This is a genomic window from Streptomyces xanthophaeus, from assembly GCF_000725805.1.
Taxonomy (GTDB): Bacteria; Actinomycetota; Actinomycetes; order Streptomycetales; family Streptomycetaceae; genus Streptomyces; species Streptomyces xanthophaeus.
In genome coordinates this window covers 128,417-151,697 of record NZ_JOFT01000012.1, presented here as the reverse complement: position 1 = coordinate 151,697, position 23,281 = coordinate 128,417, and the positions used below count along the sequence as shown (strand labels likewise).

At 74.3% G+C, this 23,281-nt stretch carries 18 protein-coding genes and 1 tRNA gene; 9 read left to right on the top strand and 10 right to left on the bottom strand.

Annotation, left to right across the window (positions count from 1 at the left end; genetic code table 11):
- Window positions 1-9: 9 nt before the first annotated feature.
- Window positions 10-1,869 carry a glycoside hydrolase family 35 protein gene (locus IO30_RS0106585; RefSeq protein WP_031140229.1) on the bottom strand — a complete coding sequence of 620 codons (1,860 nt, stop codon included), beginning with the start codon at window positions 1,867-1,869 and terminating at the stop codon, window positions 10-12.
- Window positions 1,870-2,118: 249 nt separating this feature from the next.
- Between IO30_RS0106585 and IO30_RS0106580 the strand changes: the two genes are divergently transcribed.
- Window positions 2,119-3,246 carry a substrate-binding domain-containing protein gene (locus IO30_RS0106580; RefSeq protein ID WP_031140228.1) on the top strand — a complete coding sequence of 376 codons (1,128 nt, stop codon included), beginning with the start codon at window positions 2,119-2,121 and terminating at the stop codon, window positions 3,244-3,246.
- Between the two features lie 776 nt (window positions 3,247-4,022).
- Here the strand turns inward: IO30_RS0106580 and IO30_RS0106575 are convergent.
- Window positions 4,023-4,856 carry a sugar phosphate isomerase/epimerase family protein gene (locus tag IO30_RS0106575; RefSeq protein WP_051859004.1) on the bottom strand — a complete coding sequence of 278 codons (834 nt, stop codon included), beginning with the start codon at window positions 4,854-4,856 and terminating at the stop codon, window positions 4,023-4,025.
- The gene (locus IO30_RS0106570; protein ID WP_031140225.1) at window positions 4,853-5,929 is read right to left on the bottom strand and encodes a LacI family DNA-binding transcriptional regulator; all 1,077 of its coding nucleotides are present in this window, start codon (window positions 5,927-5,929) and stop codon (window positions 4,853-4,855) included. Before IO30_RS0106570 ends, IO30_RS0106575 begins: the two co-directional genes overlap by 4 nt.
- Window positions 5,930-6,158: 229 nt before the next feature.
- On the opposite strand from IO30_RS0106570, the gene IO30_RS0106565 reads away from it, so the two are divergent.
- The 4 genes from IO30_RS0106565 to IO30_RS0106550 all read left to right on the top strand — a co-directional run bounded on the left by IO30_RS0106565 (window position 6,159) and on the right by IO30_RS0106550 (window position 10,560).
- A complete protein-coding gene (locus tag IO30_RS0106565) occupies window positions 6,159-7,283 on the top strand; it encodes a Gfo/Idh/MocA family protein (RefSeq protein WP_031140223.1) in 1,125 nt (374 codons plus the stop codon).
- The gene (locus tag IO30_RS0106560) at window positions 7,280-8,437 is read left to right on the top strand and encodes a dihydrodipicolinate synthase family protein (RefSeq protein ID WP_031140222.1); all 1,158 of its coding nucleotides are present in this window, start codon (window positions 7,280-7,282) and stop codon (window positions 8,435-8,437) included. Before IO30_RS0106565 ends, IO30_RS0106560 begins: the two co-directional genes overlap by 4 nt.
- Entirely contained in the window at window positions 8,434-9,273 is an 840-nt protein-coding gene (locus IO30_RS0106555) for a sugar phosphate isomerase/epimerase family protein (RefSeq protein ID WP_031140220.1), read from the top strand. The genes IO30_RS0106560 and IO30_RS0106555 overlap by 4 nt, the downstream gene beginning before the upstream one ends.
- 888 nt (window positions 9,274-10,161) lie before the next feature.
- A complete protein-coding gene (locus IO30_RS0106550; RefSeq protein WP_031140218.1) occupies window positions 10,162-10,560 on the top strand; it encodes a VOC family protein in 399 nt (132 codons plus the stop codon).
- Between the two features lie 37 nt (window positions 10,561-10,597).
- Here the strand turns inward: IO30_RS0106550 and IO30_RS0106545 are convergent, their stop codons facing one another.
- From IO30_RS0106545 to IO30_RS0106530, 4 genes are all read right to left on the bottom strand, one after another.
- A complete protein-coding gene (locus IO30_RS0106545; RefSeq protein ID WP_031140216.1) occupies window positions 10,598-11,449 on the bottom strand; it encodes an RNA polymerase sigma-70 factor in 852 nt (283 codons plus the stop codon).
- Entirely contained in the window at window positions 11,446-12,006 is a 561-nt protein-coding gene (locus tag IO30_RS0106540; RefSeq protein ID WP_031140215.1) for a carboxymuconolactone decarboxylase family protein, read from the bottom strand. Before IO30_RS0106540 ends, IO30_RS0106545 begins: the two co-directional genes overlap by 4 nt.
- Before the next feature lie 118 nt (window positions 12,007-12,124).
- On the bottom strand, window positions 12,125-13,615 hold the full coding sequence (locus tag IO30_RS0106535) for a hypothetical protein (RefSeq protein ID WP_051859005.1): 1,491 nt from the start codon (window positions 13,613-13,615) through the stop codon (window positions 12,125-12,127).
- A gap of 111 nt (window positions 13,616-13,726) precedes the next feature.
- Window positions 13,727-13,800, bottom strand: a tRNA-Trp gene (locus IO30_RS0106530).
- A gap of 385 nt (window positions 13,801-14,185) precedes the next feature.
- On the opposite strand from IO30_RS0106530, the gene IO30_RS0106525 reads away from it, so the two are divergent.
- Entirely contained in the window at window positions 14,186-15,520 is a 1,335-nt protein-coding gene (locus tag IO30_RS0106525) for a glycoside hydrolase family 18 protein (protein WP_031140210.1), read from the top strand.
- A 181-nt stretch (window positions 15,521-15,701) separates the two neighbouring features.
- Window positions 15,702-16,586 (top strand): aldo/keto reductase, encoded by an 885-nt coding sequence (locus tag IO30_RS0106520; RefSeq protein WP_031140208.1) that lies wholly within the window; start codon window positions 15,702-15,704, stop codon window positions 16,584-16,586.
- An 83-nt stretch (window positions 16,587-16,669) separates the two neighbouring features.
- Here the strand turns inward: IO30_RS0106520 and IO30_RS0106515 are convergent, their stop codons facing one another.
- Both IO30_RS0106515 and IO30_RS0106510 read right to left on the bottom strand, forming a co-directional pair.
- On the bottom strand, window positions 16,670-17,680 hold the full coding sequence (locus tag IO30_RS0106515; RefSeq protein ID WP_037893350.1) for a PfkB family carbohydrate kinase: 1,011 nt from the start codon (window positions 17,678-17,680) through the stop codon (window positions 16,670-16,672).
- Window positions 17,677-18,327, bottom strand: a complete 651-nt coding sequence (locus IO30_RS0106510; protein WP_234321583.1) for a bifunctional 4-hydroxy-2-oxoglutarate aldolase/2-dehydro-3-deoxy-phosphogluconate aldolase — start codon at window positions 18,325-18,327, stop codon at window positions 17,677-17,679. Before IO30_RS0106510 ends, IO30_RS0106515 begins: the two co-directional genes overlap by 4 nt.
- Window positions 18,328-18,414: 87 nt before the next feature.
- Here IO30_RS0106510 and IO30_RS0106505 point away from each other — a divergent pair, with 87 nt between their 5' ends.
- Entirely contained in the window at window positions 18,415-19,221 is an 807-nt protein-coding gene (locus IO30_RS0106505) for an IclR family transcriptional regulator (RefSeq protein WP_051859006.1), read from the top strand.
- On the opposite strand, the gene IO30_RS41705 is transcribed toward IO30_RS0106505, so the two are convergent.
- Window positions 19,193-21,187: a tetratricopeptide repeat protein gene (locus IO30_RS41705; RefSeq protein ID WP_157853127.1), complete on the bottom strand. Its 1,995-nt coding sequence runs from the start codon at window positions 21,185-21,187 to the stop codon at window positions 19,193-19,195. The two genes, IO30_RS0106505 and IO30_RS41705, sit on opposite strands and share 29 nt — an antisense overlap.
- Before the next feature lie 417 nt (window positions 21,188-21,604).
- Between IO30_RS41705 and IO30_RS0106495 the strand changes: the two genes are divergently transcribed.
- Window positions 21,605-23,275, top strand: a complete 1,671-nt coding sequence (locus tag IO30_RS0106495; protein ID WP_031140200.1) for a sigma-70 family RNA polymerase sigma factor — start codon at window positions 21,605-21,607, stop codon at window positions 23,273-23,275.
- Window positions 23,276-23,281: the final 6 nt, after the last annotated feature.

The following is a 23,281-nucleotide window of genomic DNA, read 5'->3' as shown; positions in this document are numbered from 1 at the left end:
GAGCTTCTCTCACTGGAGGGTGACGACCGTCGGGCGGCCGAGGTCGGGCTGGTCGAGCAGCGGCAGTACGGCGCCGGGGCGCTCCAGCTCGAGGACGATGATCTCGTTCTCTCCGGTCCGCCACAGGGGTCCGGGGGCGTAGAGGGTGCTCTGCGGGCCGCGCGGCGTGTCGTAGTGGCCGAGGAGGAAGCCGTTCAGCCAGATCAGGCCGGTCCCCCAGCCGGAGACGTCGACGAATCCGTCGGCGGGCGCGTGCTCCGGGGCGTGGACGAAGCGGTGGAAGACCGGCAGGGCAGCCTCTGCATGCTCCGCGCGGTTGTCCGGTGCGGCGTCCACTGCGGTGTCCGGTACGGCGTCCGGTGCGGTGTCCGGTACTGCGTCCGGTGCGAAGTCGAGCCCGGTCAGATCGGCCAGCGGCAGCGGGCGGATCTCCCACTCGAACAGCTGCTGGTGGCCGTGGCGTACGCCGCGCCAGATGCCCTTGCGGTCGTCGAGCAGCGGCCCGTAGTTGACCCGGCCCTGGGCGCGGACGAGTACGTCGAGGACCACTCCGTCCTCGCCGACGGGCAGGTCGAGCCCCTCGTCGGGCGCGTTGCGGTCGAGGACGCCGAGGGGCACGCCGTCGGCGAGGACGTACGCCCGGTCGCCGAGGCCGTCGATCTTGACGGGCATGGCGGGGCGCGGGCCGGTGACGGTGGTGCGGTAGTGGATCAGCCCGTGGCTCTGGCCGAGGCGCTCCATCGGCTCGGGGGCCGGACGCAGTACCGGTGGGCCGGCGAGCAGGTCGAGGGCGGCCAGCAGCGGGGCGGTGCCGGCCGGGGTGGCGAGGGCGGGGGTGATCCGCGGGAGCGGCTCGGGCAGCGGACCGTCCGGCAGCGGTACGTACTTGCCGATGACCTCGCGGAACGCGTGGAACTTGGGGGTGAGCTCCCCGGCCTCGCCGATCGGGGCGTCGTAGTCGTAGCTGGTGACGGTGGGCTGGTAGCCGGGCTCGCCGGGACGGGAACCGGTGTGGTTGGCGCCGGCCCAGAAACCGAAGTTGGTGCCGCCGTGGGCCATGTAGAGGTTGACGGAGGCGCCGGTGGCGAGGAGTTCGTCGAGCGAGTCGGCCGCGTCCTGGACGGCGCGGACGTGGTGGTCCTCCCCCCAGTGATCGAACCAGCCGATCCAGAACTCCATCGCGGCGAGCGGGCCGGTCCGCTGGTAGCGGCGCAGGGCGTCGAGGCGTTCGGCGGGGCGGGCGCCGAAGGTGGCGGTGGCCAGCCGTCCGGGGAGCATGCCGCCCTGGAGCATGGCGTCCTCGGGGCCGTCGGCCGTGAACAGCAGGCAGTCCACGCCGCGTTCGACGAGGGCCTGCTCCACGTGGGCGCGGTAGCGGGTGTCGTTGCCGTACGAGCCGTACTCGTTCTCGATCTGCACGGCGACCACGGGTCCGCCCCGACTCGCGAGCAACGGCAGAAGCTCGGGGACGACGAGGTCGAACCAGCCGTCCACCTCGGCTTCGAAGCGCGGGTCCGAGCAGCGCAGGTGGAGGCCGTCGACGGCGAGGAGCCGGGCGGGCAGCCCGCCGAAGTCCCATTCGGCGCAGATGTACGGGCCGGGGCGGACTATGGCGTCGAGGCCGAGGTCCTGGGCGATGCGCAGGAAGCGGCCGAGATCGCGCCAGCCGGTGAAGTCGGCCTTGCCGGGGGCGGTCTCGTGGAAGTTCCAGGGGACGTAGGTGTCCACGGTGTTGACGCCGAGGGCGCGCAACCGCTTGAGCCGGTCCTCCCACAGGTCGGGATGGACCCGGAAGTAGTGCAGGGCCCCCGAGACGATGCGGTGGGGGTGGTCTGCGCGCCGGAAGCCGTCCTGGTCGTGCGTGAGCATGCGCTGACTCCCGAGAGAGGTCGAGATGCTGTGAGATGCGGGACGCCGCCGAATATATGAACGTTTCCGCAAGGCCGTCAATGACCAGTTGATCGGAATCGATCGAATCGATCGTTTCGCATGTCTATGATGGCGGTGCTGGTGTGCGCACCACCCTCACCGGTGCGCACACCAGCGCACCAGCACGGCAGCACACCAGCTCACCGCGCCCGCCGACCGCAGACCGGCGCTCAGACCGCAGGGGGATCCTTGAGACCACACGTAGACCAACGTCAGGCACATGTGCTGGCGCTCGTCCGGGAACGCGGCAGCGTGCGCGTGGCGGAACTCGCCCAGGAGCTCGGCGTCTCCCCGGTCACCCTGCGCAGGGACATCGAGGCCATGGCGGCGCGGGGCGAGATCCAGCGCATGCACGGGGTGATCAGCCGGGTGTCGGCGGAACGCACCCCGGGCCGCGGGCCGGGCGGCGCACCTTCCGCTACGGCTCCCGCCGCCGCGGCTCCGGGCAGGAGCGGCGAGGGGCTGGTGATCGGGATGGTGGTGCCCACGACCGAGTACTACTACGCCGATGTCGTACGAGGGGCCCGCGAGGCGGTCGAGGCACGGGGCGCCCGGCTGCGGGTGGGGCTGACCCGCTACCTGCCGGGCGAGGACCGGACCCAGGCCGACCGGCTGCTGTCGACCGGGGCGCACGGACTGCTGCTGACCCCGAACTGGGAAGCCGGGTCACCGGGGCCGGACGAGGGGGCCTGGACGGCAGAACTCCCGGTTCCGACGGTCCTGGTGGAACGGTGGGCCCCGCCCGGGCACCCGGCGGCGGCGCTGGACCGGGTGTCCTCCGACCATGCGCACGGCGCGGCCCGGGCGGTACAGCACCTGCGGGACGCGGGGCACCGGCGGATCGCACTCGCCAGCCGGACGACGCCGACCACGGCGCGGCTGCGCGCGGGCTACGAGGCGGCCGTCGCCGCGCTGGGGCTGGAACCCGCGCCGCAGTGGCCGCAGGCCGGCCCCGTCCCGCTCTCCGAGGCGGAGTCCTTCGCCCGGACGCTGGACTACCTGTGCGACGCGGTGACCGCGGGTGGTGTGACCGCCGCCCTCATCCACAGCGACACCGACGCGATCATGCTGATCCCGCGGCTCCAGGCACGTGGGGTGCGGGTCCCCGAGGACTTGGCCGTGATCACGTACGACGACGAGGTCGCCGGGATGGCCGACGTACCGCTGTCGGCGGTGGCACCGGCCAAACACGAGGTGGGCGCCCGCGCCGCGGAACTCCTCCTGGACCGACTCCGGACGCCGTCGCCGCGCACCGGAGTCCAGGAAGTCCCACGCCAGCACCTGGACCTCCTGCCCCTCCTGACCATCCGCCCCTGACCCCCACCGCCGGGACCCGTCCGCGCCCGCCTCCGCCCGGAAGCGAGCCCAACCCGTCCCGGCCCCACCCGCCCCACACACCAATCCCCGGCCCCGGCCCCGGCCCCGGTCGGGGCCGGTCGGGGCCGGTGGCGCCCGCCAAGCCCGGCCCCCAGCCGGGCAGCGCAGCCGTACGGGGTGGCCGCCCCGGCCGCAGCGGGACCGGGCGGCACCCCGGCCCACGCCGAGCCCCTGCCGAAATCGGCCCGGGCGGCCGCAGGCACGTCAGGCCGACCCGGCCACTCGGCTCCGGCCCAGGCCCCCCGGCGGCTCGGGCTGCGGCGGGACCTTGCGCATCCTGCGCGTCGCGGCGCCGGTCAAGAGAACACTCCGACGGCCCAACGCAGCACACCGACCAGCGAGGCGACTGCGGACCCCATCCAACCGAAGGCCGGGCTGTGATCCTCCACAGCACGCAGCCCGCCCCGGCACGGAACGACACGACACGAACAGCAGGGCACGAGCAGCAGGGCGCGGGCAGCAGACCACCGCTGGAGGCGGCACGCCCGCTCACCCCGGCCCGAGGCCGAGCGCCACGCCCGAGCCGGGCTGGCCCTACGACATGCCCCCGGGGCGGCTCACCCGCTCGGACCGGGGACGAAGCCGCCCGCTACGCCCAGCTCAGGGCGTGCGCTGCGGCGTGACCCCGCGGCAGGCGGCCGACGGCGCAAGCCCAAGGCCCCACGCCCGCTCGCCCCGGGACGAGGCCGAGCGCCAGGCCCGGGCCAAGGCTGGCCCTACGGTATGCCCCCGGGGCGGCTGCCCCGTTCGGCCCGGCCGGTCGGGCCTCGTGCCGCCACGAGGGCCTCCAAGTACTCCCGGCCACGGGTGAGCTGCCCCGGCAGCTCCTCGGCGTCGGGGTACCAGCGCTTCTCGTACTCCCAGCAGAGCCAGCCCTCCGACGGCGCAGCGGCAACGGCCTCGGCGAGCGGCAGTACACCCTCACCGAGCCCGAGCGGGGTGAGCTGCTGCGCGGACTCCACGTCCTTGACCTGTATGTAGCCCAGGTGCCCGGCGAGGGCCCGGCGGGACTGCGTCGGCGACTCTCCGCCCAGCCAGGTGTGAAGGACGTCCCACAGTGCCCCGGCCCCCGGATGCCCGACCCGGTCCAGCACCCGCGCGGTGGCGACTGCGGTGCGGTGGGAGTCGTGGGTCTCCAGCAGGATCCGTACACCGTGCCGCTCGGCGAACGGCGCCGCCGCCCGCAGCCTGCGCACGGCATGGGCATCGGAGAGCGCCTCGGGGAGGCCGGCCCCTCCCGGGAACACCCTGACCCAAGGGGCTTCGAGGTCGGCGGCCAGCCGGATCAGGGCGCGTATCTCGGCGAGGACCGGCTCGTCGTCGCCGGGCGCAGCCACCTTGGCGTAGCCCGCGACGGCAAGGGCGGTGACGCCCACCGCGCTGAGGGTCTTCAGGGCCGCGGCCCGTTCGGCGGGCGGGCTCCCCGGGTGCAGGGATTCCTCGGGATGGGCGCGCAGTTCGAGTCCGTCGAACCCGTGGGCCTCGGCCAGGGCTGCGCTGCGGTCGAGCGGGAGACCGGGCAGGCCGAGGGTGGAGAAGGCGTACCTCACTGCGGGCTCCCCTCGGCCGGGGGCGGCGCGGTGGAGCCGCGCACCATCAGCTCGGTGGGCAGAGTGGTGATCCCGCCGGGGGGCGGCACCCGGCGGCCGGTGACCAGTTGGGCAGCGAGCGTGCCCGCCTCCCGCAGGGGTACGCGGACCGTGGTGAGAGCGGGTGCGGTGTCCACGCAGAAGGGAAGGTCGTCGAAACCGGCGACGGAGACGTCCTCGGGAATCCGTATGCCCGCCTCGCGCAGGGCAGCGACGACACCGGTGGCCACCGTGTCGTTGGCGGCGGCGACCGCGGTGAAGGGTGCCCCGCGGCGCAGCAGTTCGCGGGTGGCGTCGTAGCCCGCGGAGCGTTCGAAGCCTGCATGGACGGTGAGGGGTGCGCAGGCCTCGGGCAGCGCGGGGTCGTGGCGCAGCAGGGCGGCGTGGTGCCCGGCGAGCCGTTCGCGGGTGGTGCTCAGATCGGCGGGTCCGGCGACGTAGGCGATGCGGCGGTGGCCGAGGGTCAGGAGGTGCTCGGCGAGGCGGAAGGCCCCTCCGTGGTCGTCGAACATCACGGTGGAGACGGGCAGTTCCTCTGGGACCGGCAGCGGGGGCCGACCGCACAGGACCACCGGAGCACCGGTGGCCGCCATCCGTGCGACGCGGGCGGTCAGCGCGGCGGTGTGGCCTGGCTCCTCGACGGCACCGCCGGTGAGGACGACCCCGCCGGCCCGCTGGCCTTCCAGCAGGGTGAGGTAGGCCAGTTCGGCCGCGGGGTCGCCCTCGGTGTTGCAGACGACGGCGAGCCGGCGGGCGTCCGAGCCGCCGCGGGGTGCGAGGGCGCTTTGGAGGGAGCCGGCGAGGATCCCGAAGAAACTGTCCGCCACGTCGTGGACGAGGACGCCCACGAGGTCGGAGGTGGCAGCCGCGAGCGCGCGGGCGGGGCCGTTGGCGACGTAGCCGAGCTCCTCCACGGCCTGCTCCACCCGGGTGCGGGTGCCGCCTGCCACCGGGTACCCGCCGTTGAGCACGCGCGAGACCGTCGCGGGCGAAACGCCCGCATGCGCCGCGACTTCGGCAAGCGTGACCGCCATCATGCACCTCCCCCTTCAGGACCCGGCTGCGGGCCCGGGTCATCGTCTCATCCGTCCGTCGCTCTCCATACTCCCTCAACTAGAAAGCGCTTTCCATCACCCGTCCGAGTGTTGCACTCACTCGACCATCCGCCCTAGCCTGGAGCGAGTGAAAGCGCTTTCTATCCACTTTCCGCACCACCGACACGTAGGAGGGGACACCGTGGCACTCCGGACGATCAAGATCGCGATGAACGGCGTGACAGGGCGGATGGGATACCGCCAGCACCTGGTCCGTTCACTGCTCGCCCTGCGCGAGCAAGGGGGTCTGGACCTGGGCGACGGCACGACGCTGTGGCCGGAGCCGGTCCTGGTGGGACGCCGGGAGACGGCCCTGCGGGCCATCGCCGAACGGCACGGGCTGGAGCACATCAGTACGGACCTGGCGGCCGTGCTGGCCGATCCCGAGGTCGAGATCTACTTCGACGCCCAGGTAACCGGTGCCCGTGAGACGGCGGTCCGGCAGGCCATATCAGCGGGCAAGCACGTCTACTGCGAGAAGCCGACCGCGCTGAGCTTCGAGTCCTCCCTGGAGCTGGCCCGGCTGGCCTCGGCCGCGGGGATCAAGCACGGGGTCGTCCAGGACAAGCTGTTCCTGCCTGGGCTGCTGAAGCTGAGACGGCTGATCGAGGGCGGCTTCTTCGGCGAGATCCTCTCCGTGCGCGGGGAGTTCGGCTATTGGGTGTTCGAGGGGGACTGGCAGCCCGCGCAGCGGCCCTCGTGGAACTACCGGGCGCAGGACGGCGGCGGCATCGTCGCCGACATGTTCCCCCACTGGGAGTACCTGCTGCACGAGCTGTTCGGGCGGGTCCGCACGGTGCAGGCCCTGACCCGTACGCACGTCGGGCGCCGCTGGGACGAGGAGGGCAAGCCGTACGAGGCGACGGCCGACGACGCCGCGTACGGGATCTTCGAGCTGGAGGGCGGCGCGGTCGCGCAGATCAACTCCTCCTGGGCGGTCCGGGTCCACCGCGACGAGCTCGTCGAGTTCCAGGTGGACGGGACGCACGGGTCCGCGGTCGCCGGTCTGCGCGGCTGCCGCGTCCAGCACCGCGGGACGACGCCCAAGCCGGTGTGGAATCCGGATCTGCCCCAGACCGAAGCCTTCCGCTCTCAGTGGCAGGAGGTTCCGGACAACGACCCTGCCGACAACGGCTTCAAAGCCCAGTGGGAGCTCTTCCTCCGGCACGTCGTGCTCGACGAGCCCTGGCAGTGGGACCTGCTCGCCGGCGCGCGGGGGGTACAGCTCGCCGATCTCGGTCTGCGTTCCTCCTCCGAGGGGCGGCGGCTGACGGTGCCGGAGGTGGTCCTGTGAGCATCCGGCTCCCCTCCGCGGACGGCGGGTACCGGGTGCACCACCCGAATCCCGCCCCGTTCGCAGACCTGACCTGCGGTCCGGCTCGTACGCGGACCTTCTACTCCGCCGCGCACGTGGTCGCCGATCCCCTGGCCGCCTCGGCCGGGGCGGGGGCCGTGGTCGACTGGGACACCACGCTGGCCTTCCGGCGCCGCCTGTGGGCCCAGGGGCTCGGGGTGGCCGAGGCGATGGACACCGCTCAGCGCGGGATGGGCCTCGACTGGCCGACGGCGGCGGAGCTGGTCCGGCGTTCCGCGGCGGAGGCGCAGGCCGTGGGCGGCCGCATCGTCTGCGGCGCGGGCACCGATCAACTGCCCGCCGGTGTAGAGCACTCCCTTGCCGCGATCACCGCGGCGTACGAGGAGCAGCTCGCGCACACCGAGGCCTGCGGTGCGGGGGCCGTCCTGATGGCCTCAAGGGCCCTGGCGGCTGCCGCGCGCGGCCCGGAGGACTACCTGGAGGTGTACGGAGGGCTGCTCCGCCAGAGCGCGCGGCCGGTCGTACTGCACTGGCTGGGGCCGATGTTCGATCCCGAGCTGGCCGGCTACTGGGGCCACGACGACCTCGACCTCGCCACGGACGTCTTCCTGAAGATCATCGCCGAGTCCCCGGAGAAGGTGGACGGGATCAAGGTCTCGTTGCTGGACGCGGAGCGCGAGGTCGACATCCGTCGTCGGCTGCCCGCAGGCGTGCGCTGTTACACCGGGGACGACTACCACTATCCGCAACTGATCGCCGGTGACGGGGAGCTGGCCAGCGATGCGCTCCTGGGCATCTTCGACCCGATCGCCCCGATCGCTGCCCGGGCCGCGATCGCACTCGACGGTGGTGACCCTGCGGGCTTCCGGGATTTGCTGGATCCCACGGTGCGCCTGTCGAGACACCTCTTCGCCCCGCCGACCCGGTTCTACAAGACCGGGGTGGTCCTGCTCGCGTGGCTGGCGGGGCATCAGGAGCACTTCACGATGGTGGGCGGGCTCCAGTCGGCCCGGTCGCTGCCCCATCTGGCCACTGCCTACGAGCTGGCCGACGGACTGGGTCTGCTCCCTGATCCGGACCGCGCGGAGGACCGAATGCGCCGCCTGCTCTCGGTGTACGGGGTGACGTCATGACCCCCACCCCTGCCCCGGCGCGGTTCAGCCTCAACCAGGAGACGATCCGCCAGTGGTCGCTGCCCGAGCTCGTCGCCGGGTGCACGGCGGCCGGGGTGGGTGCGGTCGGGCTGTGGCGCGATCCCGTGCAGAAGTTCGGGGTGCGCGAAGCGGCGAAGCTCGTGGCCGATGCAGGGCTGCGCGTCAGCTCGCTGTGCCGCGGCGGCTTCTTCACCGCGGCAGATCCGGCCTGCCGGGCGGCGGCGCTCGCGGACAACCGCCGGGCCGTTGAGGAAGCCGCGGAGCTGGGCGCCGACACGCTGGTCCTGGTCTCGGGCGGGCTGGCCCCGGGAGAGCGGGATCTGGCTGCGGCCCGGGCTCGGATCGGCGAAGTCCTCGGCGAACTGGCCCCATGGGCTTGCGCGCACGGGGTGCGCCTGGGCATAGAGCCGCTGCATCCGATGTTCGCCTCGGACCGCTGCGTGGTCTCCACCCTCGGGCAGGCCCTGGACCTCGCCGAGCAGTTCCCCGCGGACCAGGTGGGTGTGGTGGCCGATTCGTACCACCTGTGGTGGGACGAACGGCTGCCCGCCGATCTGCGCCGGGCCGGTGAGGGCGGGCGCATCGTGTCCGTCCAGGTGGCCGACTGGGTGACTCCGCTCCCCGAAGGCGTGCTCCTGGGCCGGGGGCAGCTCGGCGACGGCTCCGTCGACCTGCGGGGGTTCCGGGAGCTGGCCGACGCGGCCGGATACCAGGGGCCGGTGGAGGTCGAGATATTCCACCCGGGCCTGTGGGCCCGAGACGGTGGGGAGGTGCTGCGGGAGGTGATCGAGCGCTACCGCGAACACGTCGCATGAGCCGGGCGGAGTCGACCGGACCACCAACGCGGCCCCCTCGGCGGGACGGTCGACCCGGCCCAGGCATCACCGCCGGTGCGGCCCGTACGGACGGCCCTGGCCGCGCACGCACGACGGACGGCCCCGACGGCCCGCACGGTCCGGACAACGCCCGGCGGCAGCTGGCCCCGCACGGCTGACGGCGACGTCAGCACGGGTGACCCCGGGCCTGGAGACGGCTCGGACGCCCCGGGCAGGGGCGGCGCGCGGGCCGGACGGGGTGGGGGCCAGGCCGGGCGGGGGCCGGGCAGCACCGGGCCCGGGCAGCGCTGGGCGGTGCGGGGCCCGAGCGACGGTGACAGCTGTCGGGCCGCGCCCAGGCCGTGCACACCCTCTGGCGTCATGTCCCCGTCCCCCGTGGTGCGTTGAGGGGCATGTTCCGGCGGGGTCGGCCCGCGACCGTGGAGTTCCGCTCCGCGCCAGGCGCGGACCCGGAGGGTTCCTGGTCGGTGTGATCTACGACTGCCATCCGGTGGACACCGCGGACCGGCACGATGTGGTGGGTGGAGGCCCTCGACGCGTCGGCCGACGGCCGCCACGGCGTCCTCCACGGCCTGGACGCACGCTCGGGAGCACTGACCACCCGGGTGACGGGGAACCTCCTGCGGGTGTTCGCGGACGGACCGGTAGGTCCGGCGTGTACGACGCGGTGTACGACAACGTCGCTGCGGGGTACGGGGGTTCCTGTCGCACACCGCCCACGTCGTCACCGGCATCCGGCGGTCCGCCGGAAGGCGGTGGACTTCCTCCGGACGGGGTGTCTAGGATCGTGATCACGGCATCGCGTGCCGGTCACCGGCCGGGTGAGGCATGGAGGTGCCGTGACGTGCCTTTCGGAGGCATTCACTCATGGCAGTCGCACTGAACCACACGATCATCCACTCCCGTGACAACCGGGAGTCCGCCGAATTCCTGGCGCACATCCTCGGCCTCGAGGTCGGGCCCGAATGGGGCCCCTTCGTCCCCGTGGACGTCGCGAACGGCGTCACTCTGGACTTCGCCACCATCCCGTCCGAGTCCATCACCCCGCAGCACTACGCGTTCCTCATCTCCGAGGCGGAGTTCGACGCGTCGTTCGAGAAGATCCGCTCGGCGGGCATTCCCTACTTCGCCGATCCGCACGGCAAGCTGCCCGGCGAGATCAACCACAACGACGGCGGTCGCGGGGTGTACTTCCTGGACCCCGCCGGGCACGGCATGGAAATCATCACGCGTCCGTACGGCTACCAGGAGGCCGGGGACGAGTAGCCCCAAGACGCCCAGGGCAGCGCCCTGGGCGTCGGGGTCAGGCCAGGTGTCGGAGCTTGTCGGGGTTGCGGACGGCCCGGATCTCGGTGATCCGGCCGTTCTCGACCTCCACGCAGGCGACGGTGTCCGGCCGGCCGGCCGTGGTCAGCAGCAGGCCCGGCCGGCCGTTGACGTCGACGGCCACGAGGCGCGGGGCCTCCATCGGCTGGGCGAGGACGGCCGCGAGGAAGCGGGCCACGTTCTCGGCGCCGTGCAGCGGACACAGGGCTGCCTTGACCTTGCCGCCGCCGTCGTTCCACGCGGTGACGTCGGGGGAGAGCAGTTCCAGCATGTGGTTCAGGTCTCCCCCGAGGCACGCGGCGAGGAACTCGTCGGTGACCCGGCGCGTCACCTCGGCCGGGGCGGTGTAGCGCGGCCGGCGGGCCTGGACGTGCGACTTGGCCCGCGAGCCGACCTGGCGTACCGAGGTCTCGGTGCGGTCGAGCGTCTCGGCGATCTCCCGGTACGAGAAGCCGAAGACCTCCTTGAGCACGAAGACCGCCCGCTCCAGCGGTGAGAGGCTCTCCAGTACCACCAGTACGGCGAGGGAGACCGACTCGGCCCGCTCCACGTCCCCGGTGGTGTCCGGCACGGTGACCAGCGGTTCGGGCAGCCAGGGTCCGACGTACTGCTCGCGCTGGACGGCGGCCGAACTCAGCCGGTTGAGCGCGAGATTGGTGATCGTACGGGCCAGGTAGGCGCCCGGGTGGTCGATCCGGCCGGACACCTGGCTGCAGCGGAGCCAGGTGTCCTGGACCAGGTCCTCGGCGTCCGCGACGCTGCCGAGCATCTGGTAGGCGATCCCGAAGAGCCTCGGTCGGTGCTGTTCGAAGTCGGCGATCTCGATCATGGACGCGACGGTACCGCGCAGGCCTCGGAGAAGCCCTGGCTGGTCAGGCCGAAGGCGCTGTTCATCCGGGAGCGCCAGTTCTCCAGGGCGATCATGGCGGTGAGCTCCACGAAGGCGGCCTCGCCCAGTCGCTGGAGCAGCGCCTCGGCGAGTCCGTCGGTGACGCGGGGCTCGGTCTCGCTCATGGCCTCGGCGTACTCCATCACCTGGAGTTCCAGCTCGGTGAAGGCCTCTCGGTGGTCGCGCCACTGCGGGACCCGGTCGATCTTGTCGAGCGGCAGGCCGAGTTCGCCGGCTTCCCAGTGGCCGAAGTCCATGCACCAGGAGCAGTTGATCCGGGCCGCTGTGGTCATCACGGCGAGATGCCTCAGGGCCGGTTCGAGCGCGTTCCACTTGGCTACGGAGCGCTCCAGCTTGACGTAGCCGAGCAGGACCTTCGGGTTGTGGCCGATCGCGAGCCCGGGTTCGAGCACCTGGCCGTACATCCGCCGCGAGTACCAGGACCCGATGCGGTTCAGCAGGGTGCGGGGCGGGGTGAGCGAGATGCGGGCGGTCATGTCGAGCCTCCAGGCTTCCGGGCGGATCTCTCTGGAGGTAGGACAGGACAGCTGCCGAGAAGGTGACATCGGAGCCGTCCGCCCCGAGGCGACCGTCACCGTCGTCCGGGTCACGGCACTAGAGCATCCGCTCCATGACCGCGACCGGCAGCCACGGATTGCGTGCGGCTGCTTCCGCCGTGTCCTCGGCGGAGAGCAGAGCCGCCAGGACCGGAGCCGGGAGGCGGGGGTGCCGGGCGGCGGTCGCCCGTACGCCCTGGGCGGGGTCCCCGAGCAGCCGTACCGCCGTGTCGGGCGAGAGCCGTGGATCGGTCGCCGCGCGGAGCCTGACCTCCGGGTCCTCGTCGGCGCTGAAGCGTTCCACCAGTGCGGGCGTGGAGTCCGGGTCGTCGAGGGCGAGCTGGCGCAGCCGGGGGTGCGGGTCCTCGGCGTACCGCAGCAGGTCGCGGCCCGGGAAGTTCGGGTGACCGTAGGGCCGGTCGGGGGTGGACAGGCTGCCGTTCCACCACAGCCAGACCTCCAGCAGCATCTCGGCGGGCGCGTCCTCGCAGTGCTCGGCGAGGAAGAGCCGTACGACCCGGTCCTCGTCCCGGGCCAGCCGCTCCACCACGTCGGGTGGCAGCCGCCGGGCCGTGGCGACGCTGCTGCGCACCAGGAGGTGCGCGGAGGCGGCGAGGCGGCGCATGGCCTGCGGGTCCTCGTGCAGGGCCTCGACCCACGGGAGGGGGCTCCGGCTCTGCCGCGGGTCGATGTCCACGCGGACGGCGGCCCGCTGTTCCTCCGTCAGCCCGGGCCGCAGGGACACCGCGAGGCGTACGCCGTCGTCCGGGTCGGTGGCGAGCCGTGCGACGAGGTCCGCGTCCAGGTAGGGGTTCTCGGCCAGGGCCCGCCGGGTGGACGGGTCCTCGTCGCCCGTGAGCCGGAGCGCGAGCCCCCGCTCCAGCCGGTGGTGCGGGATCAGGTGGCGGCCGCCCTGCGCGGCTTCGAGGACGGCGGCGGTGAGCGGGGCCTCCTCGTGCCGGGCGAGGGTGACCGCGGTCCGTACGGCCGGGGCGGGGTCCGCTGCCAGCCGGGCCCTGGCCTCGGCGCCCAGCGCCGGCCAGCCTGCCGCGCAGGCGGCGGCCCGGACCCTCGGTTCGGGGTCGGCCGCCAGCTCGGTCCGCAGCGGCAGGGGCAGCGCGGGCAGCCGGGCCGCCTCCTCGCGGATCCGGGCCGAGGGGTCGGCGGCGACGGACGCGTACGCCGGGTCGGTCAGTCGGGCGCCCGCGTCGCCCGCGGCCCACAGGGCCAGGTAGCGGCTGCGCGGGTCGGCCACGGCGAGCAGCCTGGCCCAGTGCCCGGGCGCCATCCCGGTGTGCACGGCGGTCTCGGCCAGGCGGCCGTGGACGGCTCGGTCGGGGTGTCCGGCGGCCGCGTGCAGGACCGCGTCGGACAGGTCACGGCGCCAGAGCAGCGCGGGGGTGGTGTCGAGCAGCCGCACCAGGATCTCGTCGGGGGCGGCCCGGTTCCAGGCCAGGCCGTCGCGGCGGGCCGCGCGCAGGCGCTCCCCGACCGCGTCCCCGTATTCCAGCCCGGCCCATCCCTCGCCGGTCGCCGCCCCGTTCCCCATCCACCGGACAGTAGACGACGAGACGATGAGACGACGCCCGGGCCCCGCAACGCCGCCGGGCCGGACCCTTTGGAGGGTCCGGCCCGGCGGCGTACTGCTGGCAACTCTTTGCAGGGGCGGCAGGATTCGAACCTGCGGCCTTCGGTTTTGGAGACCGGCGCTCTGACCAGCTGAGCTACACCCCTTCGGCGAGACCAACCATGACACGGCGCGACCCGAAGATCCACCGAATTCGTGGGCCAACCGGGTGGAATGTGCCCGGCCGGAGCGAATTCCCCTGGTCAGCGGGACGCCTGACGGGTTCCTGCGGCCGGAACCGGCCTGCCCGATGTCCGGTCGGTGAGACGGCGGACGCGGGCCGGACGCGGGCCCGGCCGCGGTGCAGTTCGCCCTCGCTGGGCGGCCTCGGTGACGAGGTCGCCCAGCGAGGTCTGCCGTAACCGGCCGATCACGGCCCGTCGGGCGTCACTTCGGTCCACCCCCTTGACCCACTCTGGTCCAGACCAATAGTTTCCGGCTTGCACAGCGCACGCGCACCCGCTCCGTTCCCCGCATCCGCAAAGGAAGCCCATGCGCCGCAGCACGCTCGGCAGGCTGACCGTCGCCGCCTGCTCCCTCTCCCTGCTGACCGCCTTCGCGCCCGCCGCCGGCGCGCACGGTGACGACCGGACGGGCGGGCACGACCGCTCGTACAGAAAAGTCGGCTACTTCACCCAATGGGGCGTCTACGGACGGGACTTCCAGGTCCAGGACCTCGAAGCGAACGGTTCGGCCGCCAAGCTGACGCACATCAACTACGCCTTCGGCAACGTCAGCGCGGAAGGCAAGTGCTTCACGGGGAACGTGCCCGGCGAAGCCGACGCCTGGGCCGACTACGCCCGGCCCCTCGACGCGGCGAACTCCGTCGACGGCGTCGCCGACACCTGGGACCAGCCGCTCGCCGGGAACTTCAACCAGCTGCGCGAGCTGAAGGCCAAGCACCCGGGCCTCAAGGTCCTGATCTCCCTGGGCGGCTGGAGCTGGTCCACCCACTTCTCCGACGCCGCCCTCACCCCGGCGTCCCGCAAGGCCTTCGTGGAGTCCTGCATCGACCTCTACATCAAGGGCAACCTGCCGCAGGACGGCACCCGCGGAGGTGCGGGCGCGGCCGCCGGGCTCTTCGACGGCATCGACCTCGACTGGGAGTGGCCGGGTTCGGAAGGCGACGCGGACACGAAGTTCCGGCCGGAGGACAAGCAGAACTTCACCGCCCTCGTGAAGGAGTTCCGCACGCAGCTCGACGCCTACAGCCGCAGCCAGCGCAGGAAGTCCGCCTACGAGCTGACGGCCTTCGTGCCGACCGCCCCCGCGAAGATCGACGCGGGCTTCGACGTCCGCAAGATCATGCGGGACTTCGACTTCGTGAACCTCCAGGGCTACGACTTCCACGTCTCCGGCGAGAAGACCACCGCCCAGCAGTCCGCGCTGCGCGCCCGCAACGACTTCAGCGTCGCCGGCACGGTGGACGCCTGGAAGCGGCGCGGCGCGCCCGCCCACAAGCTGGTCGTGGGCATGCCGTTCTACGGGCAGGGCTGGACCGGGGTCAGCGGCGGCGGGGACGGCATGGGCCAGCCCGCGACCGGCCCGGCGCCCGCCACCTGGGCCGCCGGGTACGAGGACTACAAGGAGCTGAAGAAGCTGGCCGATGCGGGCAGCTACCAGGTGCACCGCGACCGGCGGGGCGGACACGCCTGGCTCTTCGACGGAACCACCCTGTGGACCTACGACGACCCGCAGGTACTGCGCACCAAGGCGCAGTACGTCCGCGAGGAGGACCTGGGCGGTGCGATGTTCTGGTCGCTGGACGCGGACACCTCCGACGGCGAGCTGCTGAAGGCCGTCGACCGGGGTCTGCGCGGCCGCTGACGCACAGGCCCCCGAGGGGGCCCGCCCCCACCGACCGGCGCCGCCGGGCCGCGGACACCGATCCGGCCCGGCGGCGTCACTCCACGCCCGCGCCACGACTCCCGCAGGACGCGGTCGGCCGCACGGGGCCCGCCGGGCCGCCCCTCGTCGCAGGGCCCGCGGGGCCCGGTACGGTCGGATGATGACCACTGCGAAGATCGACGCGGCCGCTTCCGGCACCTGGACCCTCGGCGACCTGACCGTCAACCGGCTCGGCTTCGGCGCCATGCGGCTCACCCACCTCGCCGACGGCTCCCCCAGCGACCGCGACCGGGTCACCGCCGTGCTGCGCCGGGCGCTGGAACTGGGCGTCAACCACATCGACACCGCCGCGTTCTACTTCTCCCCGCTGCGTTCCGCGAACGAGCTGATCAACCGTGCGCTCGCCCCGTACGCCGACGACCTCGTCATCACCACCAAGGTGGGTCCGGGCCGCGACCCGGCCGGGAACTGGTGGTGGGCGGAGCCCGGGCAGCTGCGCGGGCAGGTCGAGGAGAACCTGCGCCAACTGGGCCGGGACCACCTCGACGTGGTCAACCTGCGCATCCCGCGCCGGGAGACCAGCGGATCGGTGGCCGAGCACTTCGGCGCCCTCGCCGAGCTCCGCACGGCCGGGCTGATCCGGCACCTGGGGATCTCCAACGCCCGGCCCGACCACCTCGCCGAGGCGCAGGCCATCGCGCCGGTGGTGTGCGTGCAGAACCCGTACGGAATCGGCTCCCCCGCCGAGGACCACGCCTTCCTCGACCTGTGCGGGGAACAGGGCGTCGCCTTCGTGCCCTTCTTCGCCATCGCCGGTGCGGGCAAGGAGGCGGGGGTGGTCGAGCAGGACGGTGAGCAGGTCCATGCCGTGGCCGGGGCCCACGGCGTGTCGGCTGCCCAGCTGCGGCTGGCGTGGACGCTCAGCCGGGGGCCGCACGTGCTGGCGATCCCGGGCACCGGCAATCCGGACCACCTCGTGGAGAACGTCGCCGCCGGGGCGGTGCGCCTGTCACCGCAGGAGATGGCCCGGCTCGGAGCCGCGTAGGACGGGACGCCCCGGCCGCCGGACGCCACCCACCCTGCCCCTGCCCCTGCCCCTGCCCCCACCTGGCCGTCCGTCAGTCCCCGTCAGCCCTCGTCCGCCACCTCCCGTGCCCGCATCCGCGCGCGCCGGTGGGCGGCGGCCAGTTCCGCCGTCCGCCAGAACGGCGGCACGTAGCCGGTGCCGCCGCGTCCGGACACCGAGAGCGAGGCGGCGGCCGTGCCGTGGGCCACGGCCTCCTCCAGGGTGTCGCCGAGGACGAGCCGGGCGGTGACGGTGCCGGTGAAGCAGTCCCCGGCGCCGGTCGCGTCGACGGGAGCGGGGTTCGCGGGGACGGAGTGCCAGGTCACCGTCCCGTCCTCGGCGAGCAGCAGGCGGTCGGCGCCCGCGGTGACGGCGACGGTACGGGCGCCGAGCGCCCGGTAGCGGGCGGCTGCGGTAAGCGGGTCGTCGGTGTCCACGAGGGCCAGCGCGTCGGCCGGACAGGAGGTCTTGAGCAGTCCGGTCAACGGGGCGAGCCGGGCCAGTAGCTCCCGCGCCCCGTCGCGGCCGGTGAGCCGGGACCGGAAGTTGGGGTCGTAGGAGAGGTGCCCGCCCGCCGAATGCACCGTCTCGGCGGCGGCCAGCACGGCCTGGCGGCTGCTCGGCGCGAGCGCGCCCGTGATGCCGCTGGTGACCAGGGACCTGGAGCGGGTCAGCAGGTCGCGCCAGGACGCCACGTGCCGGACCGAGAGGGTGGAACCGGCGCTCCGCTCCCGCCAGTAGACGAAGTCCCGGTCGCCCTCGGTGTCGGCGCACAGCAGGTAGGCGCCGTTGGGCCGCGGGGCCCGGCGCACGTGGGAGACGTCCACGCCGAGTTCGGCGGCCCGGCGCAGCAGCGGGACGCTGAGCTCGTCGTCGCCGACCACGGCGAGGAGGGCGGTACGGGCCCCGGCGGCTGCCGCGGCGGCCGCCGCGTTGAGGGCGTCGCCGGAGTAGGAGATCCGGGCCGGGGTCCCGTCGGCGGCGTCCCGCAGGGCGGTGTCGGCGTGGACCTCGACGAGGACCTCTCCGAGGACGAGGACGTCGTACGCAGCCGCGGCGGCGGGCCCGGTCACCGGCGGGTCCCCGCGGTGCGGTCGGTGCAGTCGGCGCAGCACGGCCGGGCCAGTTCGGCGAAGAGGGCGGCCAGTTCGGCCGGGTCGGCGGGCAGGCCGTCACCGATGCCGACGGCCGTCGCTCCGGCGGCCAGCCAGTCGTGGACGTCGCCGGGCCTGATGCCGCCGGTCGGGACGATCAGGGCCCCGGGGAGGACGGCCCTCAGGGAGCGGAGGTACCGCGGTCCGCCGACATGGGCGGGGAAGACCTTCGCCGCTCCCCCGGACCGGGCGGCTGCGGCGATCTCGCCGGGGGTGAAGCCGCCTTCGAGGAAGACCGCGGCGCGGCGGTCGGCGACCTCGCGGACCTCGGGGGCCGGGTACGGGGAGACGAGGAAGGCGGCGCCCGCGTCCAGGGCGGCCTCGGCCTGCGCGGTGGTGGTGACGGTGCCGACGCCGACGACGGCGCGGCGGCCGTGCGCGTCGGTGAGCGGGGCGGTGCGGGTGACGGCCCCGGGCCAGCCGGGCGTGGAGGTGGTCAGCTCCACGGCGCGGCAGCCCGCCGCCAGCAGGGCCGTGGCCTGCCGGACGGCCTCGTCCGCGTCGGCGTTGCGCAGCACGGGCAGCAGCCGCTGGGCGGCTATGACCGCGTACGGATGGCAGGACAAGGAACCCTCCCTTTGTTCCACGTAGTGGAACGCAGTATCGTGTACCGGAACCATTTGGTCTAGACCTTACACAGGCCAGGAGATCCCGTGTCAACGGAAGAAGCAGCGGAAGAACCAGCGGAGGAAACGGCAGGAGGCGGGCGCGGGGGCCGGACCTCGGCGGCCGGTTCCGCGCTGGAGAAGTCGCTGCGCGTCCTGGAGGCGGTGGCCGCGCCCGGCGGTCCGCACCGTCTGACCGATGTGACGGCAGCGGCCGCGGTCCCGAAGTCGAGCACCTTCCGCATCCTCGCCTCGCTGGTAGAGCAGGGCTTCGTCCGCGTGGAGGGCGAGAGCCGCTACGGGGTGGGGCCGCGGTTGCGCGAACTGTCCGCCCTGGTCGGCGGAGGTGAGCCGGCGGGCATCGGCCGGATCCTCGGCGAGTTGCAGCGGGCCACGGGCCAGACGGTCCACCTCGCCCTGCACAGCGGGGAGACGATCACCTACATCCGGAAGGTGGAGGGCGACCAGCCGTTCCACACCGCCTCCCGGATCGGCATGCGCATGCCCCTGCACACGACCGCCATCGGCAAGAGCGTCCTGGCCCATCTGCCGGCCGGGGAGGTACGGGCCCTGGTCCGCGCCACCGGACTCCCGCGCCGCACCCCGCACACGCTCACCACCGCGCAGGCGCTGCAGGCGGAGCTGACGGCGGTCCGGAGCCGGGGATTCGCCCTGGACGACGAGGAGAACGAGCCCAGCATCCGCTGCATCGGCGCCGCCGTCCTCGGCCCGGACGGCCGCCCGGTCGGCGGGGTCAGCATCACCACCGTCACCTTCCTGGTCTCCCGTACGGAACTGGAGGCCTACGCACCGGCCTTGCGGGCGGCTACGGAGGCCCTGGCTCCGCTGCTGTGACGGCGGCGCCGAGCTCCCGGGCGAGGCGCAGGTGCCGGTGGCCGGGTTCCAGGCTGCGCCCGGCGGTCGCCAGGATGCCGGCCAGCAGCTCCCGGGCCTCCTCCGGCCGCCCGTCGGCGATCAGCGCCCGGGCCCACTCCAGCCGGGCATGGACCACGTGCGGATGCTGCCCGCCCAGGACCGCGGTCCGGTCGGCCGCCAGGTCCGCCCAGGACCGCACGGCCTCGGCGCAGCGCCCGGCGCGGGCCGCGAGCGCCGCCTGCGTGGCGCGGACGGCCAGGGTGTGCGGGTCGCGGGGCCCCAGTACGCGCCGTGCGTCCGCGAGGAGCTCCGCCAACTGCCGCTCGGCCCCGGCCGCCCGGACCGCCCCGGCAGCCGCGGGCGCGGCGTACGCGGCCCGGAACCAGATCAGGCCGCGCCGGGCGGCCAGCGTCGCTGCATGGTCGGGCCCGAGGATGTCCAGCCGGTCGGCCAGCAGGGCCTCCAGCTGACGGACCGCCGACCGGGGATCGCCCGCCGCTCCGGTGAAGTACGCCAGCTCGTGCCGGGCCGCGAGGGTGTCCGGGTGGCCGGGCCCGAGCGCCGCCCGCGCGTCGGCCACGAGGACGGCGAACCGGGCGGCAGCGGCCCGGGCGTTCCCGGCCTCTCCCGTGAAGTGGGCGAGCTGGTGCCGGGCGGCCAGGGTGCCGGGGTGGCGGGGGCCCAGCCGGCGTTCGCGCCTCCGGACGATGCCCGCGAGGTCGGCGGCGGCCCGGCGCGGGCGGCCCGCGTCGCCGACGGCGAGGGCCAGCGGCAGTTCGGCCGCGGCCACCCCGGCGCCCAGGGCCCGGGTGTAGGCCAGCACCGCGTGGCCCAGCCTCCCTTCCTGATGGGCGGTGAGCCCCAGGTCGTACGCGTCCTCGGCCCCTGCCCGGGCCAGCAGGGCCCGCCACAGGTGGTCCGGAACGGGACCCGGCCCGGCGGCTGCCAGCAGGTAGCCGCAGGCGGTGTAGCCGCGGGCGCCGCTGCCGGTCAGCAGGGACCCGGTGGCGCCGTCCGCCCGGCAGGCCCACTCCAGCGCCTCGGCGAAGGCCTCCGGGCGCAGGGCGTCGCCGCCGCGTGCGGCCAGGTAGGGCCGGTGCAGGGCCCGCAGCCAATCCACGTCGACCGGACGGCGCAGCCCGGCCCGGTGGCAGTCCAGCGCGGCGGCCACCACCGCGGCCCCGCGCGGCCGGGCGCCCGCCGCCCAGCCTTCATCCCAGCGGGCCGGCAGTCCGGGCGCCCCCGCCAGGACCTCGGCGATCCCGAAGCGCTCCCCGGCGCCCAGGGCCGCCGCGATCCGCGGATCGTGGCGCCGGGCCTCGGCGCGGCTCCGCTCGGCGGGTGTCCAGCGGCGGTCGAGGCGGACGACGACCGCGCGGCGCAGCAGCTCCCGCTGGTCCCGCCAGGCGTCCCCGTCGGAGCCGATGAGGCGGCTCGTCTCGCGGGCCCGGTGGCGCTCGTACTCCTCGGTGCGCATCGTGGCGACCACCACCGTGCGGCGCAGGGCGTCCAGCCGGGCGGTGGTGAGGCCGTCCGGGCCGAGGTGTTCCGCCAGGTCGTCCAGCCACAGCACGGCCCGGCGGCGCCGGGCGGCGAGCCGTACGGCCTCGGGCAGTGCGGCGCGGGTCAGCGGGCGGACGAAGGCGTGGCGGGGGTGGAGCGTGCGCACCGCCTCGTGGGCGAGGCGGGTCAGGCCCGCAGCGGGTTCGCCCACGACGAGGACGAACCCGGCTCGGGCCAGGGCCTCGTGCAACAGGGGTCCGACGTCGCGCTCGACGTAGGCGGGGGGTGCGCCGCGGGCCCCGGCGGTCTGCCCATCGGCCGTCTCGGGCCGGGCCCTCATGCGCACGCGCGGGATGCGCCCGGCGGGGGTGCGCAGGAGGGCCCCGGCGGGGCCCGCGGCCGGTTTCGCGGGCCACGGCCACGCGGCGGCCCTGCGGGACACCGCCCGCACGGCTGCGGCCAGGGCCGCGGAGAGGCGGCTCCACCCGCGACCGGATCTCCGTAAGAGCAACGTCGACATGGCGCCCCCAACCCGCCCGTCCCGCGGCCGTCCCGTCCGAAGGGGGCACCCGCTCAGGCATTCGGTGACCTCAACGGACGGGACCGCGGCGGGAGTTCCCGGGCCGCGAAGCCGATCCCGAGCGCGGCCACGGCCCGGTGGGGCGGGTGGTGGTCGGCGTCGTTCCCGGGGATGCGATGCTGGCGGCCCTGCGGTGCCCCGCCCAGGCGGACGCCTCGGCAGGACGCCGTCCGCGGGAATCCTCGGACCGTTCTGCGGGATAAGTGTTATCGGAGCCCCACTCGACGGTCTCCCAGTCATTGGGCATCATCGACCGCCGGTACGGACAGGGATCACGACATGAGTACACAGCACACGGCAGAGCTGGTGGCAGCGGCCCGTGCGGGCGATGCCCGCGCGCAGGACGCACTGGTCAGCGCCTATCTGCCCCTCGTCTACAACATCGTCGGCCGGGCCCTGGGCGGGTCCTGCGACGTGGACGACGTGGTGCAGGACACGATGCTGCGGGCGCTCGACGGTCTGGGCGGCCTGCGCTCGGACGAGAGCTTCCGGTCCTGGCTGGTGGCGATCGCGATGAACCGCGTACGGGCGTACGGGCAGGCCCGCCAGAGCGGTTACGGCGAGAGCACCCTGGAGACGGCCGCGGACATCGCCGACCCGGGCGCCGACTTCGCCGACCTGACCGTCGTACGCCTCCAGCTGGCCGGCCAGCGCCGCGAGACGGCCCGCGCCACCCGCTGGCTGGAGCCCGACGACCGGGCGCTGCTCTCCCTCTGGTGGCTGGAGTGCGCCGGGGAGCTGACCCGCGCGGAGATGGCCTCGGCCCTGGAACTGTCCCCGCAGCACACCGCCGTCCGGGTGCAGCGGATGAAGGCCCAGCTCGAGGCGGCCCGGGTCGTGGAGCGGGCCCTGGAGGCGCAGCCCCCGTGCGACGGGCTGCGCACCGTGACGGCGGGCTGGGACGGGCGGCCCTCGGCCCTGTGGCGCAAGCGAATAGCCCGGCACGCGCGGGAGTGCGTGCGCTGCTCCGGGCTGTGGAGCGGCCTGGTCCCGGCGGAGGGGCTGTTGGCGGGCCTGGCCCTGGTCCCGGTCTCGGCGGCCCTGCTGGCGGGCGTACGGGCGGCCGGTGGGGCCGACTTCGGTCCGGCGGGTTCGGCCTTCGCCGACGGCTCCGGGACGGACTTCGCCGACGCGGCGACGCAGCTCACCCCGGTGGCCTCCACCCACGCGGCGGAAGCGGCGGGCGCCATGACGGGCGGCCGGGGTGCCCTGCGCAAGCGGCGGCAGAACCGCCGCCGGGTGATCGGCGGCGCGGTGATCGCCGCGTGCGTCGCGGGCGGCGGCCTGGTGTACGTCGGCACGCTCCCCGGCTCCGGCGACTCCGAAGCGGGCGGCGCTCCCGCCTCCCCGGTGGCCGCGCTGTCGGCGACCGACGGCGCGGCCCTGCCCTCGGAGTCGGCTTCGCCCTCCCCCTCGGCACCGGCTTCGCCCTCCCCGTCCGCTTCCCCTTCGGCGTCCGCCTCGCCGAGCCCGTCCACCGCGAGCCCGAGCCCCAGCCCCACTCAGCCGCGCAGCAGCTCACCCACGCCGCGCGCCTCCGCCCCGGCTCCGGCCCCTGCGCCGCAGGGGGGCGCGGCGAGCCAGGTGGTGGCGCTGGTCAACAACGAACGGAAGGCGGCCGGATGCGAGCCGCTGAAGGAGGACGCACAGCTGCGCGCGGCCGCCCAGGGGCACTCCGACGACATGGCGGGCCGGGACTTCTTCTCCCACACCAGCCCGGACGGCACGGACCCCGGCAAGCGGACGACCGCCGCCGGCTACCGCTGGTCCACGTACGGGGAGAACATCGCGAAGGGCCAGCAGACCCCGCAGTCCGTCATGGACAGCTGGATGAAGAGCCCGGGCCACCGCGCGAACATCCTCAACTGCTCGTTCAAGGACATCGGCGTGGGCATCCACCAGGGCCCCGGCGGTCCCTGGTGGACGCAGAACTTCGGCGCCCGCATGTGACCGGGG

Bases quoted from the DNA above. Each gene is read 5' to 3' on its own strand.
- IO30_RS0106585 (WP_031140229.1), bottom strand. From the start codon at position 1,869: ATGCTCACGCACGACCAGGACGGCTTCCGGCGCGCAGACCACCCCCAC.
- IO30_RS0106570 (WP_031140225.1), bottom strand. From the start codon at position 5,929: ATGGCGGTCACGCTTGCCGAAGTCGCGGCGCATGCGGGCGTTTCGCCC.
- IO30_RS0106565 (WP_031140223.1), top strand. From the start codon at position 6,159: ATGAACGGCGTGACAGGGCGGATGGGATACCGCCAGCACCTGGTCCGT.
- IO30_RS0106555 (WP_031140220.1), top strand. From the start codon at position 8,434: ATGACCCCCACCCCTGCCCCGGCGCGGTTCAGCCTCAACCAGGAGACG.
- IO30_RS0106550 (WP_031140218.1), top strand. From the start codon at position 10,162: ATGGCAGTCGCACTGAACCACACGATCATCCACTCCCGTGACAACCGG.
- IO30_RS0106545 (WP_031140216.1), bottom strand. From the start codon at position 11,449: ATGATCGAGATCGCCGACTTCGAACAGCACCGACCGAGGCTCTTCGGG.
- IO30_RS0106540 (WP_031140215.1), bottom strand. From the start codon at position 12,006: ATGACCGCCCGCATCTCGCTCACCCCGCCCCGCACCCTGCTGAACCGC.
- IO30_RS0106535 (WP_051859005.1), bottom strand. From the start codon at position 13,615: ATGGGGAACGGGGCGGCGACCGGCGAGGGATGGGCCGGGCTGGAATAC.
- IO30_RS0106525 (WP_031140210.1), top strand. From the start codon at position 14,186: ATGCGCCGCAGCACGCTCGGCAGGCTGACCGTCGCCGCCTGCTCCCTC.
- IO30_RS0106520 (WP_031140208.1), top strand. From the start codon at position 15,702: ATGACCACTGCGAAGATCGACGCGGCCGCTTCCGGCACCTGGACCCTC.
- IO30_RS0106495 (WP_031140200.1), top strand. From the start codon at position 21,605: ATGAGTACACAGCACACGGCAGAGCTGGTGGCAGCGGCCCGTGCGGGC.